The organism is Planococcus sp. SE5232 (assembly GCF_050686535.1).
Taxonomy (GTDB): Bacteria; Bacillota; Bacilli; order Bacillales_A; family Planococcaceae; genus Planococcus.
Map to the genome: position 1 here is coordinate 662,214 of NZ_JBOGCP010000001.1, position 15,020 is coordinate 677,233.

Consider the following 15,020-nt stretch of genomic DNA (forward strand, 5'->3'; position numbering starts at 1 on the left):
TAGTGTACACTGTATACCCCTGGTGGTATATTGAGGTTAATAAAAAATGCTGAAGGGAATTGATGAGATGTTATTACGATATTTCTATGACGAAAATTTAGCGCACGCTTCATATGTAGTAGGTTGCCAGGCGACCGGGGAAGCAGTGGTAATAGATCCGATGCGCAATATTGAAGCCTACGAAGAGCTCGCAGCAAAAGAAAATCTGAATATTGTCGGAGCGCTTGAAACGCATATCCATGCTGACTTTGTTTCAGGTTCGCGTGAATTGGCGAATCGTTTCGGAGCCACCTTGTATTTGTCTGATGAAGGCGATGCGGATTGGAAATATCAGAATATCGATCACCTGAATCATCAATTACTGAAGCACGGCGACCAGTTCAAAATCGGCAATCTGGTGTTTGAAGTGATGCATACACCGGGCCACACGCCTGAAAGCATTTCATTCTTATTGACGGACCGTGGCGGTTCAGCGGATAAAGCAATGGGTATTTTCACTGGAGACTTTGTATTTGTCGGCGATGTGGGAAGACCTGACCTGCTCGAAAAGGCGGCAGGCATACAGGGGACTTCTGAAGCGGGGGCAAAAGAGTTGTTCGAGTCACTTCAACGCTTTAAAAAGCTACCGGACTATCTTCAAGTATGGCCGGCCCACGGAGCAGGAAGTGCCTGCGGGAAAGCACTCGGCGCTGTGCCATCGACTACTGTCGGTTATGAGAAGCTGTTCAACTGGGCATTGCAGTATGATGATGCACAAGCATTCCAAAAAGAACTGTTGGATGGACAACCAGAACCGCCTTATTATTTTGCGGTCATGAAAGCTGTGAATAAAACAGGTGTGGAACTAGTGAAAGATCTCCCGGAGCCGAAAGTTATCAGTTCAGTCAAAGAGCTTGAGGCATTGATTGCTGATGGCCACCAGGTTCTGGATTTGCGTTCTGCCCCTTCATTCAGCAATGGCTATATTCCAGGAACAATCAATATTCCGTTCAACAAATCTTTTGCCAATTGGGCCGGATGGATTACCGATTATAAAAAGCCGCTTTATCTGTTGCTGGAGCCGGAATCCTTGGATCAGGTTCTTGAGGTTCTGCATTCCATCGGCATCGATCATGTAGCAGGCTATGCCGATGTTTCGAAGACGATCAATGAAGCAGAGCATTTGGATACCTACCAAAACGTGACACCGGGACAGGCTAAAGAGCTCATTGAAGATGGAGAAGGCTATGTATTGGATGTCCGGAGCCAAACTGAATATGAAGAAGGCCATATTGAAGAAGCCGGCCATATTATGATCGGTACATTGAAGAACCGTCTGGAAGAAGTCGAGACAGACAAAACAGTAATCGTTCAGTGTGAGGCAGGTGCACGTTCTGCAATTGCAGCCAGCATCCTCAAAGCGAATGGGATCGACAACTTGGTGAACCTGACCGGTGGCTATTCAAAATGGAAAGAAGAAATGACGGTTTAATTTTTTTGATATTCAACACGAGGCTGTGTAAAATCTCCAGGTATAAAACTATATGCACCTCATATATTATAGAAGGAGAAATAAAATGATAACGAGTATAATGCTGATTGGGGTCCCAGTTTCGATGGTGGCCTATGGAGCTTATAAAAGACATGTTCCGGTTCATGGAGTCAAACCGGAGCAGCTGGATCGTGTGGACAGCTACTTATACACATTGCTGGATGTCCGCGCCTATAATGTATCCGATAAAGAGCCGATTCCTGAGGCCTTTAATCTGCCGATTTCCTATTTTACCAGAGGCTATCAGGAAATACCGAAAAAGCCGATTCACCTGATTGCAGAAAATCAATTGGAAAAAAATTTAGCAGCCCGCCTGCTCCATCAAAAAGGATTCAATGTGGCCAGCTATAGTTTAATGAACGAAAACCGTAAAGACAAAATGCATACCGCATGCTGTTAACCTTAAACCTGTGTAAACGGATTCCCGTTTACACAGGTTTATTGTATTTTAAAATAGTGATTTTATTTTGAAAACACAGTAGATTCGGTGAATCACTTAAAGCTTGTCACCAATATATACTTTCCTATAAAATGTTTTTATGTCTAGAAACGAAAGAGGGAAATGAATGAAAAAACCTGGATTGACAGCAAAAGTACTGACTGGACTTGTGTTGGGAGCAGTGGTTGGATTATTGATCAACTTATTTGCGTCCGGCTCATTTGAAGCGTTGAATACATATTTATTTGTGCCGCTTGGCCAAATATTTTTAAGTTTAATTAATATGCTGGTTGTTCCACTTGTTCTATTTTCGATCATTCTGGGAACAGCAGGGTTGGGCGATCCGGCTAAATTAGGGCGGATTGGCATTAAGACGGTCAGTTATTTTCTTGTGACCACCACTATTGCAATCTTAATTGGGTTGTCGTTGGCGGCTGTTATTCAGCCTGGACTTGCCGGCGATTTTGATCTGACAAGTGCGGAGTTTGAAGCAGAAAAAGCACCATCTGTCGGAGAAACGTTGTTGAATATGATTCCAACAAATCCAATTGCAGCTTTAGGGGAAGGCAATATGCTGCAGATCATCGTGTTTGCTGTCTTCATTGGTTTGGCTTTGACGGCTCTTGGCGAAAAAACCAAAGGTCTAGTTCATTTGTTTGAACAGGGCAATGACGTCATGATGTACCTGGTGGGCATTGTTATGAAATTCGCTCCTTACGGCACATTTGGCTTAATCGCAACAGCTGTAGGATCTCAGGGGTTCTCAGCAATGAAAGCGATGGGTTCTTATATGCTCGTTATTCTGGCAGCTCTTTTGGTTCATGCAATCTTCACTTATGGGGGAACCATTAAATTTCTGGCGAAGAAAAGCCCAATTTGGTTTTTTAAAAACTTTGCTCCTGCAATGAGCGTCGGATTTAGTACATCGAGCAGTACAGCGACTTTGCCGATTTCAATGGAAGTGGCGCAAGAAAAATTAGGCGTGTCTAAGTCTGTCAGTTCTTTTGTACAGCCTCTGGGTGCTACGATCAACATGGATGGAACTGCTATTATGCAAGGGGTTGCAACAATGTTTATTGCCCAGGCTTATGGCATTGAATTATCTGCAGTAGATCTTGCGACAGTCGTTCTCACCGCCGTATTGGCAAGCATTGGTACAGCAGGTGTGCCAGGCGTTGGATTGATTATGCTGGCCATGGTATTGGGGAGTGTGGGTCTTCCGCCAGAAGGTATTGGTCTTGTAATCGGAATCGATCGCTTATTGGATATGACGCGTACGGCAGTAAACATCTCAGGAGATGCGGCATGTGCAGTTTATGTGGCGGAAACTGAAAAAGATAGAGAATTACGAATGGAAAATATGAACGCTTAATGAGAAAAGGATTTTCGCAGCGATGCGGGAATCCTTTTTGTCTATCTATAGCAGAAAACACGGATTTTCATGTAAAAAAAATTCAAACAACTGGAAAATGTTCACATTGACAACAAAACCTTAACAATATATATTATGTGTAACCGGTTACACATCAGGGAGAGAACGGAGTCGTTTTTTATGACCACTATTAAAGATGTAGCGAAAAAAGCAGGGGTCTCCGTGGCTACGGTTTCCAGGTTTTTAAATGACAGTGGATACGTCAGTACAGAAGCTGCCAAAGCAGTAACCGCCGCAGTTGAAGAACTGCAATATGAGTTGAATCCGGTCGCGCGTTCATTGAATACGAAGAAATCGAACTTAATCGGCTTGATTTTGCCGGACATCACCAACCCTTTCTTTCCGGAACTTGCGCGGGCCGTTGAAGATGTGGCTTTGACTTATGGGTACACAGTGGTGCTGTGCAATTCGGATGAAGATCCCGAAAAAGAAAAGAACTATATTGAAACTTTAAAGAAAAAATACATTGCGGGTTTTATCGTGACGTCCAATCAGCTTGATGCACCGCATTATGCCAATGCCAATGTGCCGATTGTGGCACTTGACCGGGCGATTAACGAGAAAATTCCGACTGTCTCCTCAAACAACAGAGAAGGAGCGGTCATGGGAACGAATGCTTTGCTGGAAAGAGGATGCCGAAATATCCTGTTCCTCCGAGGACCTGAAGAATTGAATCCGGCGAACGACCGATATGAAGGGTTTATGGAAGCAATTCAAAATTCGGATGTGCATTACCGGGTAGTGACCAGCCCCTTCCACTTCGCTGATTCACAGAAGATTGTGGAACGTGCATTAGAGACGGATCCAACAATCGATGGCATCTTTGCCAGCAGTGACGTTTCAGCGGCTGGTGCTTTAAAAGCGGCAAGTACGATTGGAAAACACGTACCTGATGACTTGCAGATTGTCGGCTTTGATGGCGTGGCAATGGGCGAGATGCTGTCGCCCGGATTGACGACAGTCGCTCAGGATGTTTATAAGATGGGCGCAGTTGCAACCCGTGTCCTGATCAAACAAATTGAAAACAAAAAAATCGATCAAAGTTTTTATGAAGTTCCCGTGAAATTGGTCATTCGTGGAACAACAAGGAGTGTGTTGGAATGATAACAGTAGTAGGCAGCATCAATATGGATCTGGTCGTACAAACAGACCGTTTTCCAAAACAAGGAGAAACAGCTTTAGGGAACCTTTATACGACAGTTCCTGGCGGCAAAGGCGCCAATCAGGCGGTGGCAGCTGCAAGGCTTGGGAGCGGTGTCCATATGATCGGAGCTGTTGGGCAGGATGCCTTCGGGAGTGAGCTGTTGGCAGGGTTGAAAGAAGAGGGGATTCAAGTAGAGCACGTCAAACAGATTGATGGTGCCAGCGGCATCGCCAATATTCTTCTGTCCGAAGGCGATAATCGCATAATCGTGGTGCCAGGAGCAAACCATAGCGTCACAACGGAAGAAATCGACGCGTTAACGGATCAACTCGCTGCAAGCGACTTGGTGATGATGCAATTGGAAATGCCGATTCCTGTTATTCAACGGACTCTGGAGATTTGCCATCAACAAGGCGTTCCCACTATTTTGAACCCAGCACCGGCAAGTGGATTTACGGCTGAACTTCTGCCTTATTGCACCTACCTGACGCCCAATGAAACAGAAGCAGAAGAAATTTTTGGCGGCGATTGGGAAGCAGCTTTAGAGGAATATCCAAACCGTCTTGTAGTGACGCTCGGACAAAAGGGTGCGCAGTTTTATGATGGAGAAAAACATGTCCTCGTTGGAGGGTTTCCTACAAAAGCAGTTGATACCACTGGAGCCGGTGATACCTTCAACGGGGCACTTGCTTCAGCACTGTCAGAAGGGCAGGCTTTTGAAGAAGCTGTGCGTTTTGCGAATGCTGCTGCATCCTTGTCCGTAGAGAAGTTCGGCGCCCAGGGAGGCATGCCGGAACGGACTGCTGTAACTGAGCGAATGGCAGGTGGCCGTCCATGAAGAAACATGGCATCATCAACCGTGACATAGCGTCAGCCTTGGCGTCATTTGGACATACGGATCTTCTGGTGATTGCGGACTGCGGTTTGCCGATTCCAAAAGACATTCCATGTGTGGACTTGTCTTATGTTATAGGGAAGCCTGCCTTTCTGACTATCCTGGAAGCTGTACTGGCTGACTTCGAAGCAGAAGCGGCGTTCATTGCCCGGGAAATAACAGCCAGCAATCCTCAAGTTGAAAAAGCGATCCTGGAAAAAATGACAGCAGACTATCTAACACATGATGAACTGAAAGAACTCACCAAACAGGCGAAATTGATCATCCGTACAGGGGAAGCGACACCATACGCTAATATTGTCCTTCGATCTGGCGTTATTTTTTAAAAAGGCAGGTGAATCCAATGATTAGAATGACCGATATCTCCAAATCGTTCAGTGGCAATAAAGTATTGAAAAACGTCCATTTTGCTCTCGAAAAAGGTGAAATCCATGCTTTGATGGGTGAAAACGGCGCCGGCAAGTCAACTTTGATGAAAGTGATGTCCGGAATTTACACACGTGATTCAGGAATGATTGAAGTGAAAGGTGAACAAGTCCATTTCACTTCTCCAAAACAAGCTGAAAAGGCAGGCATTGCAGTCATCCATCAGGAATTGAACATCCTGCCTCACCTGTCGATTGCGGATAATTTATTTCTTGGACGGGAAGAAACCATTGGCCGCACCGGAATATTGAAAACCAAGCAGATGGAAAAAAAGACGCGCCAAATTCTGCTTGACCTGGGTCTTGATATCAATCCTGCTGATCCCGCCAGTTCCTTATCAGTCGGCAAACAGCAGATTTTAGAAATTGCCAAAGCATTGTCAGTGGATGCAGAAGTGATCATCATGGATGAGCCCACGGCAGCGCTGACAGACCGTGAAATCGATAATTTGTTCAAAACTATCCGGGACCTCCAGAAGCGCGGTGTTTCTTTCATCTATATTTCTCACCGAATGGAAGAGATCTTTTCTCTTTGCGACCGAATTACCATTTTACGCGATGGTGAATTTGTCGGAGAGCGAAAAATAAGCGAAACTTCCTTCGATGAAATTGTTCAAATGATGGTCGGCCGGGAGCTGGGAGAACGTTACCCGGAACGGAAATCGACAATCGGTGAAATCAAACTGGCTGTTAAAGGCCTAAGCCGAAAAAATTGTTTCGAAGATATTTCTTTTGAACTCCGAAGAGGTGAAGTGCTGTCTATTGCAGGGCTCATGGGAGCAGGGCGTACAGAAGTGGCACAATCGCTGTTCGGCTACAAGAAGCTGGACAGTGGTACGATCGAGTTCGACGGCAAACAAGTCAGAATTGATACGCCAAAAAAAGCCAAAGAAATGGGCATCGGCTATGTCACGGAAGATCGGAAATCAGAAGGGCTTGTTGTCGACTTTACAGTTGAGGAAAATGTCAGCATGACGAATTTTGCGGCCATATCCAAAAACGGCTTGATTTCTAAAGACAGGGAACGCCAGCTTTACGACACGATGGTCAAACGCCTCGGCATCCGTACATCCGGCCCTGACCAGGCAGCGAAATCCTTAAGCGGCGGAAATCAGCAAAAAGTGGTGATTGCAAAATGGCTTGGCATTGAACCGAAATTGCTGATTTTGGATGAACCGACACGAGGAGTTGATGTCGGTGCGAAAAAGGAGATTTACTCCATCATCAACGAACTGGCTGAGCGTGGTGTGGCGATTCTAATGATTTCTTCAGAACTGCCGGAAGTGATCGGCATGGCTGATCGCGTCCTGGTGATGCACGAAGGAAAAATAACAGCTGATTTAGCGAAAAACGAAATGACACAGGAACGAATTATGCATTTTGCTACAGGAGGTGGAAAACTTGCAGTTGAAGACCAATAATCAATCAATTTTACAAAAAATCGCTCCATTTATCGGATTAATCCTCATTATCGTGATTATCACCATTTTAAATCCAGGATTTTTATCGGTATCCAATTTAATGAACGTCCTTCGGCAGGTTTCCATCAACGCTTTGATCGCCTTCGGTATGACTTTCGTCATTCTGACAGGAGGCATCGACTTATCCGTCGGGGCGACTCTCGCTTTGACTGGAGCTGTTTCGGCTGGAATGATGGCAAGCGGGGTAGATCCGATTTTTGCTATGTTGCTTGGGCTTTTGCTTGGGGCAGTTCTGGGCGCAATTAACGGAATCATTATTGCAAAAGGTAAAGTGGCGCCGTTTATCGCTACATTGGCAACAATGACCATTTATCGAGGTTTGACATTGGTCTACACAGACGGACGCCCTATTTCAGGATTGGGCGACAGCCTGACGTTCCAGATGCTTGGAAAAGGTTATTTCCTTGGAATTCCTATTCCGGTAGTAACCATGATCGTCAGTTTCGCAATTTTGTATTTCATATTGAAAAAGACGACCTTCGGGCGCCGTGTCTATGCAGTAGGCGGCAATGAAGAAGCCTCGATCTTATCAGGGATCAATGCAGACCGCATCAAAATCTATGTATATTCGTTGCTTGGGTTATTGGCAGCATTAGCTTCACTGATTTTAACATCGCGGCTAAATTCGGCTCAGCCGACTGCCGGTGAAATGTTCGAGCTTGATGCCATCGCTGCTGTTGTTCTAGGCGGCACAAGCCTGACCGGTGGCCGTGGATGGATCGTCGGCACGCTAATTGGTGCTTTGATCATTGGTGTACTGAATAACGGTTTGAACTTGATTGGGGTTCCGTCCTTCTTCCAGCAAGTGGTGAAGGGTGCAGTCATATTATTAGCGGTTCTTCTGGACCGTAAAAAAACAGCATAAGGGGTGCAGGAAAATGAAAAAAATGCAATTGGGGTTCATTTTAATGGCAATGATGATTTTGGCGGCTTGTTCAATGGAAGCTCCAGGTTCAAGTTCTGAAGAGGGAAGTGGCGATGGCGGAGAAGCAAGCGGCGATTACACAATCGGGTTTTCAATTTCGACATTGAATAATCCATTTTTCGTTACACTGAATGAAGGTGCTGAAGCGAAAGCTGAAGAGCTTGGTGCGACACTAACGGTAGTGGATGCACAGGACAATGCTTCAAAACAGGCAAGTGATGTAGAGGATTTGATCCAGCAGGAAGTGGATCTGATCATGATCAATCCTGTAGACTCTGAAGCGGTTGCGGCCGCAGTAGAATCAGCAAATGCTGCAAACATTCCGGTCATCACCGTTGACCGCAGTGCTGCGGGCGGCGAAGTGGTTTCCCATATCGCTTCAGATAACATCGCTGGCGGTGAAATGGCAGGCGAACACTTGGTTTCAATCGTGGGTGAAGGTGCTCAGGTTGCAGAACTTGAAGGCGTTTCAGGATCTTCAGCTGCACGCGAGCGTGGAGAAGGTTTTAACAATGTCGCGGGTGACAGCCTTGAGGTTGTCGCTAAACAAACAGCGAACTTCAACCGTTCTGAAGGTTTATCAGTCATGGAGAACATTCTTCAGGCAAACCCTGACATTACAGGAGTATTTGCTCATAACGATGAAATGGCATTAGGTGCTCTTGAAGCTATTGAAGCTTCAGGAAAAGATATTGCGGTTGTCGGATTTGACGCAAACGAAGATGCAGTTAAAGCTGTAGAAGAAGGCCGGTTAGACGGTACCATTGCTCAAAAACCCGAAATGATCGGTGAAATGGCAGTTGAAACGGCAGTCCAGTCACTTGAAGGCGAAGAAGTTGAAGCATCGATTCCTGTCGAGCTGGAATTGGTGGAGTAAGAGAATAAAGAATAGATATGCGGTTACCATTTAATGGACCACAGATACACTCGACTGACTTGAGTGGTCTGTGGTCTTTTTCTGTTATACTGTTGTCAAAAGCTGAAACAGGAGGTCAAGTTATGAAAGATGTATGGATAGTGAAGTACGGTGAGCACACAATCCGTGTCGTCAATACATGGACCAATGAAAAACTGTTTGTGGATGGAGTTTTGCAGGATGAACAGGTTGGTTTTCATTTAACTTCCCGCCTGTTTGGAAAAGTGAAGAACGAAGATGGCCAGTATGAAGAAATCAAAGTGTCGATTGGATCGTGTTTCTGCAAAGTGGAATGTCGGATTTTTGTAGGCGACCGGCTGCTTTATACAACAGATTTGCAATGGGGCGGATGACGCTCTGGCAATAAGAATACACATATAAGAAAAGGTTCAGCGGAAACTCGATGTTTCCGCTGAACCTTTTTCTATGAGATAGAGTAGGTGAATTAGGCTATGGGTTTTATTAATTGGTAAAAAATAAATAAATTTAAATGGATAATATTCCTATAAGTATAAAAAAGTTCTATGTTTAAAGGTTCATTTAATGAATTAACTGAAAATTCTAGAGGGGAGTATGGTACATTCTTTAACATATTATGGGATAGGGGATGGAATGATGAGTGGCAAAAGAATTCTAAAAGGAAGTGTATTTTTATTATTGGCAGGAGTGTTAGCGGTTTCGCCGATTCGTTTGGCTGATCAAAAAATAACAGCAGGGGCAGACGATGAATATGCACCGCTGGTCAGCGAAATCAACCAGATTCTGCAGGATGAACGGTTGGATGGTGCTTTGGCAGGTGTCAGTATAAGGGAAGCGGAAACAGGCGAAAAAATCTACGATCACTTTGGAGACACCCGGTTGATACCGGCTTCAAATATGAAGCTCTTCACCGCTGCAGCAGCATTTGAAACCTTGGGTGAAGACCACCGGTTCTCCACCGAGATACATACGGACGGCACATTGAAAGGCAAGCTCCTCAAGGGCAATCTCTATTTAAAGGGTAAAGGGGATCCGACCTTGTTGCAGGAAGATTTTGAGCAGTTTGCGCAGGAGCTGAAAAGCCAAGGGATCGAAAAAATTAAAGGTGATCTGATTGGTGATGATACTTGGTACGACGATGTCCGACTGTCAGAGGATATCACTTGGCAGGACGAAGTTTATTATTACGGAGCACAAGTATCCGCTTTGACTGCATCGCCCAATGAAGATTATGATGCTGGCTCGCTTATCGTTGAAGTGAATCCGGGCGATTCAGCAGGCGCAGAACCCAAAGTGTCCATGTCACCTGAAACGGATTACGTAACCATCGTGAACCAGGCGCAAACTGTGCCGGCAGGCCAGCCCAAAACAGTTTCCATCAGCCGTGAGCACGGAACCAACGAAATAATAGTTGAAGGGAATATCCCTGCGGAAGGTTCACGGACGCGAGAATGGATTGCCGTGGATGAACCTTCAGGCTATGCCCTGGATTTGTTTGAAAATGCTTTGCTTGCTGAAGGCATCGAGTGGGCCGGAAAGTATACGCTGGAAATGGGCGTAACTCCCGAAGGCAGTACACTATTGCTCGAGCATGAGTCGATGACGCTCCCAGAGTTTTCAATTCCGTTCATGAAGCTCAGCAATAATGGCCATGGTGAAGTATTGATCAAGGAAATGGGTCGCGTCGCCCAAGGAGAAGGCAGCTGGGAAGCAGGGTTGAAAGTGATGGAGGATGTAGCCGGTACAATTGGCGTCAACACGGATACAATTCTGCTGCGTGACGGTTCTGGGATGTCCCATGTCAATTTGATTCCTGTGAATGAAGTATCACAATTATTGTTTGGAGTCCAGCACAAATCCTGGTTCGGCAGCTACCTGAATGCTCTTCCGGTTGCGGGAAATGCAGAACGATTTGTCGGTGGCACATTGCGAAATCGGATGAAAGAAACAGCAGCCCAAAATAACGTCAAAGCGAAAACAGGTACATTGACCGCTGTATCCGCTTTGTCTGGCTATGCCACAACCAAAGACGGCAAGCCATTGATTTTTTCCATCATCATCAATAATGACCTGGCATCAGTCACACCAATCGAAGACGCCATTGCCACGGCAATTGCGGAATCAGGTGAAGAACGGTAAGACCAGAACGGGAAGCTTACAGGCTTCCCGTTTTTATTATGGAATTCATAATCGACAAACTTCGTAGATAAGCTGGTATTCCATTAACAAATTCTGTATGTTTATTATATTCAGTTTTTATAAAAGGAGGCTATACATAGATGAAACCCATTATTGGAGTTACTGCGTCTTTGGAACTCGGACGTGACGAATACGGCATCGAACTTGCCGATACAGAAGCGATTGTGTCAGCAGGCGGCTTGCCGATCATGCTTCCGCACTTAATGGAAGAAGCGGATATTGAGGAAATTGCCGAGCATATCGATGGGTTGTTCCTTGCTGGAGGCTATGACATCGATCCGACTTTATTTGATGAAGAGCCGCATCCGAACCTTGGGGTGATCATCCCGTCGCGCGACGCATTTGAATTGGCGTTGGCAAAAAAAGTACTGGCTTTGAAAAAACCGATTTTGGGTGTGTGCCGGGGAGCGCAAATCTTGAATATCGCTGTCGGCGGTGACATGTATCAGGATATCACAACGCAAGTAAAAGCCGATCTGCTGCAGCATCAGCAGAAAGCGCCGCGATTCCATGGTTCTCATTTTATTGACGTAACGGAAGGGTCGTTGTTGCACCGATTAACAGGAGTGCAACGCATGAAAGTGAACAGCCGTCATCACCAGGCAAATCGGCACGTGCCGAAGCCCTTTATCATCAGTGGTATATCGAGTGATGGGATTGTGGAAGCAATCGAAAGTACGCAGCATCATTTCGCATTAGGCGTGCAATGGCATCCGGAAAACATGGCACGGGCTAAAGACTCGGCATCACTCGGCATTTTTACAGGATTTATCGAGGCATGCCGCGAAGAAGGGGATGAGTAGATGAAGATTTTCGATACGCATTGTGACGCGTTGCTGAAGCTGCAGATCGCCAAGCGGAATACCTTATTCAAAGGCGAAGCATTGGACTACCGGCAGTCAAATGAACTGGAAACCAATTTTGAAAGGCTGCAGGCTGGAGGGGTGAAAGTGCAGTTTTTTGCTGTCTTCATCCATCCGGAATTCCCATCCGACGAAAAATGGCAGCATGCGCTGGAACAGGTGGATTTGTTCTACAGTGAGATTCTTGGGAAAAATCCGCTGATGAGGCAGATCAAAAACTGGCAGGATATCGACTTGTTAAAGCCCGATGAAATTGGAGCGGTTTTGACTTTGGAGGGAGCGGATGCATTCGGAAACGATTTAGCGAAACTTCGCCATCTCTATCGTTTAGGTGTTCTGTCGATCGGTTTGACTTGGAACAATGCCAATCTTTGCGCCGATGGTGTGGGTGATCCGCGAGGCGCTGGTTTGACGGTGCTCGGGAAAGAAGTGGTCCACCTCAATAATGACCACCATGTTTTCACCGATGTATCCCATCTGTCCGTTAAAGGATTTTGGGATGTCATGGAGCTGGCGAAATATCCGATCGCCAGCCATTCCAATGCGCGGGCCCTTTGCGATCACCCACGCAATTTGGATGACCAGCAAATTCAGGCGATGTTTGCCAACAATGGCATGATCGATGTTGTGTTTGCTCCACAGTTTATCAATAATGACAGTGAACAGGCGACGATATCCGATTTGATTCGCCACATTGATCACCTCAGTTCCTTGGGTGGAATTCACCAAATAGGCATCGGGTCCGATTTTGATGGGATTTCTTCGCACATTACAGAACTCGGGGATGCATCAGAATTCCCTAACCTGATCAATGAGCTGCAGAAGCATTATACAGAAGCGGAAGTGGAAGGATTTGCATACCGCAACTTTCTGGAACATCGTCCTGGGATGTAAGTGAGGGGGAGAAAGATGGAGAAGACGCCAAAACAAAAAGTGAAAGAAGTTTTTGGGAAAAATGCCGATAAATATGTAACCAGCAACAGCCATGCTAAAGGAGATGATCTGCCGCTGATTGTCGAATGGCTTCAGCCTAAGAAGAGCTGGACTGTGCTGGATATTGCAACGGGAGGTGGCCATGTGACCAAAACACTGGCTCCCCATGCAGCAACTGTATTTTCGACAGATCTGACAGAAGAAATGCTGGAGAATACGGCCAAGTATCTGCGCGGCAGTTTCGATAACATCCAATATGTAGTGGCGGATGCTGAGGCTTTGCCATTCTTGAAGGAAAGTTTTGATGCAGCAGTGTGCAGGATTGCACCGCATCACTTTCCGCATCCGGCCCGATTTATCAAAGAAGCGGCACGGGTTTTAAAAAAAGGCGGAAAATTTATGCTGATCGACAATGTCGCCCCGGCAGACCCCGAGCTTGCAGAATTTATGAACGCTACTGAAAAATTGCGGGATGCCAGCCATTCACGCTGCCTGCCAAAAGAAGAATGGGCGAGTCTGCTGGAGCAGAATGGTTTGGTGAAACTGAAATCAGCGGACCGGAAGAAAACATTCGATTATCCGTCGTGGGTAGCTCGAACTGCTGAAAGTGAAGCGCAAGTGGAGCAGGTTTCCCTGCATTTGCTTAGTGCGGATGAAAAAACCACTGACTACTTTTCAATAGAAACCAGTGCTGGAAAAATTCAAACCTTCACAATTGATGAGTGGATGGCTCTGTACGAAAAAGTAGACCATTGAGAAAACCAAAAAAAGCCCTTTCACCAAACCGGTGAAGGGGCTTTCCAATCTAATATTTGTTCATGGACGATTCTGCATCCTTTGCTTCTTTTTGACCTGCTTCACTTTGGGCGACAGGATCAGATGAAGTATCTGCTTTCGCATGTTTGCGTCTGTGTAGGATAGCGTTGATTTCAGCACCGATCACCAGAATCAGACCGGTCAGGAAGAACCATAACATGAGTACAATAAGTCCTCCAAGACTGCCGTAAGTAGCCGAGTAACTGCCGAAATTGGCAACGTAGATTGAGAATCCGAATGATACGACTTGCCATAGCACGGTTGCAATTACTGCTCCGATAATGACTTCCTTGAATGGGAAATGCTTATCAGGAGCAAACTTGTACATAAGTGCCAAGACAATACTCATAACTGCAATGGAAATGACCCAACGCAGAATCTGGAAAATAATTTCTGTTTGTTCTGGAAGACTCAAGAAGGATTTAACCATGTCAATAATCGTGCCACCAAAAATTGGCAGGACGAGTGCGACAATAACCGCTACGAGCATACCAAGCGTCAAAACGATGGCTGTCGCTTTCAATTTAATGAATGAACGGGTTTCTTCAATGCCATAGGCTTGATTGGTGGCATCGATAAACGCAGTCAAGGCGTTCGAAGCAGACCAAAGCGTACCCAGAATACCAAATGTCAATAAACCGCCTGATGGTGTGGTGACGACACTGACAATCGTCTCTTCGAATGTTGAAGCCACTTCCCCTGGGAGGATGGTGCCGATGAAATCTACCGCACGCTGTGGGTCGATCTGAAGATAAGGCAAAATAGCCAGCAACAGGATTAATAAAGGAACGATAGCTAAAAGATAGTAATAAGCCTGTGCCGCTGCTAGGGTCGTTGCTTTATCTTTTTTAAACTCACTGCCAAGTTCTTTGGCAAACCCCATAGCTTTACTCATGTGAAAACCTCCATTTTTAAAATTGGTTATTCTTTATATGCCCCGTTATACATAGGATTAACCCTAAAATGGAAACAAAAGCTGATTTGCAGGAAAAAGAGCTGGAAACCTCGATAGTGGTGACAGATTCAGGGAAAGGGAAAATTT

15 protein-coding genes are annotated in these 15,020 nt (G+C 45.7%); 14 read left to right on the forward strand and 1 reads right to left on the reverse strand.

Annotation, left to right across the window (positions count from 1 at the left end; translation table 11 throughout):
• The first annotated feature begins 67 nt into the window (after positions 1-67).
• From ACRC6Q_RS03165 to ACRC6Q_RS03230, 14 genes are all read left to right on the forward strand, one after another.
• Positions 68-1,471, forward strand: a complete 1,404-nt coding sequence (locus ACRC6Q_RS03165) for an MBL fold metallo-hydrolase (protein WP_431465796.1) — start codon at positions 68-70, stop codon at positions 1,469-1,471.
• Positions 1,472-1,556: 85 nt separating this feature from the next.
• Positions 1,557-1,931, forward strand: coding sequence for a hypothetical protein (locus tag ACRC6Q_RS03170; RefSeq protein ID WP_431465797.1), 375 nt, complete (start codon positions 1,557-1,559; stop codon positions 1,929-1,931).
• A 166-nt stretch (positions 1,932-2,097) separates the two neighbouring features.
• Positions 2,098-3,342: a dicarboxylate/amino acid:cation symporter gene (locus ACRC6Q_RS03175; protein ID WP_223639586.1), complete on the forward strand. Its 1,245-nt coding sequence runs from the start codon at positions 2,098-2,100 to the stop codon at positions 3,340-3,342.
• Between the two features lie 180 nt (positions 3,343-3,522).
• Complete coding sequence (locus tag ACRC6Q_RS03180; RefSeq protein WP_223639589.1) at positions 3,523-4,506, forward strand: LacI family DNA-binding transcriptional regulator; 984 nt, start codon at positions 3,523-3,525, stop codon at positions 4,504-4,506.
• The gene (gene rbsK / locus ACRC6Q_RS03185) at positions 4,503-5,384 is read left to right on the forward strand and encodes a ribokinase (RefSeq protein WP_431465798.1); all 882 of its coding nucleotides are present in this window, start codon (positions 4,503-4,505) and stop codon (positions 5,382-5,384) included. Before ACRC6Q_RS03180 ends, rbsK begins: the two co-directional genes overlap by 4 nt.
• Entirely contained in the window at positions 5,381-5,767 is a 387-nt protein-coding gene (gene rbsD / locus ACRC6Q_RS03190; protein ID WP_223639595.1) for a D-ribose pyranase, read from the forward strand. The genes rbsK and rbsD overlap by 4 nt, the downstream gene beginning before the upstream one ends.
• A 17-nt stretch (positions 5,768-5,784) precedes the next feature.
• Complete coding sequence (locus ACRC6Q_RS03195) at positions 5,785-7,287, forward strand: sugar ABC transporter ATP-binding protein (RefSeq protein WP_431465799.1); 1,503 nt, start codon at positions 5,785-5,787, stop codon at positions 7,285-7,287.
• A complete protein-coding gene (locus tag ACRC6Q_RS03200; protein WP_263298662.1) occupies positions 7,268-8,212 on the forward strand; it encodes an ABC transporter permease subunit in 945 nt (314 codons plus the stop codon). Before ACRC6Q_RS03195 ends, ACRC6Q_RS03200 begins: the two co-directional genes overlap by 20 nt.
• Before the next feature lie 13 nt (positions 8,213-8,225).
• Positions 8,226-9,149, forward strand: a complete 924-nt coding sequence (rbsB, locus tag ACRC6Q_RS03205) for a ribose ABC transporter substrate-binding protein RbsB (RefSeq protein WP_431465800.1) — start codon at positions 8,226-8,228, stop codon at positions 9,147-9,149.
• 122 nt (positions 9,150-9,271) lie between these two features.
• Positions 9,272-9,541, forward strand: a complete 270-nt coding sequence (locus ACRC6Q_RS03210; RefSeq protein ID WP_223639604.1) for a hypothetical protein — start codon at positions 9,272-9,274, stop codon at positions 9,539-9,541.
• Positions 9,542-9,803: 262 nt separating this feature from the next.
• Positions 9,804-11,306, forward strand: a complete 1,503-nt coding sequence (gene dacB / locus ACRC6Q_RS03215; protein WP_431465801.1) for a D-alanyl-D-alanine carboxypeptidase/D-alanyl-D-alanine endopeptidase — start codon at positions 9,804-9,806, stop codon at positions 11,304-11,306.
• Between the two features lie 140 nt (positions 11,307-11,446).
• Positions 11,447-12,169, forward strand: a complete 723-nt coding sequence (locus tag ACRC6Q_RS03220) for a gamma-glutamyl-gamma-aminobutyrate hydrolase family protein (protein WP_431465802.1) — start codon at positions 11,447-11,449, stop codon at positions 12,167-12,169.
• A complete protein-coding gene (locus ACRC6Q_RS03225; protein ID WP_431465803.1) occupies positions 12,170-13,123 on the forward strand; it encodes a dipeptidase in 954 nt (317 codons plus the stop codon).
• A gap of 15 nt (positions 13,124-13,138) precedes the next feature.
• Positions 13,139-13,918, forward strand: a complete 780-nt coding sequence (locus ACRC6Q_RS03230) for a class I SAM-dependent methyltransferase (RefSeq protein ID WP_431465804.1) — start codon at positions 13,139-13,141, stop codon at positions 13,916-13,918.
• A gap of 49 nt (positions 13,919-13,967) precedes the next feature.
• Here ACRC6Q_RS03230 and ACRC6Q_RS03235 read toward each other — a convergent pair whose 3' ends face one another.
• Positions 13,968-14,873, reverse strand: a complete 906-nt coding sequence (locus ACRC6Q_RS03235; RefSeq protein ID WP_223639629.1) for a YihY/virulence factor BrkB family protein — start codon at positions 14,871-14,873, stop codon at positions 13,968-13,970.
• Between the last annotated feature and the right edge of the window lie 147 nt (positions 14,874-15,020).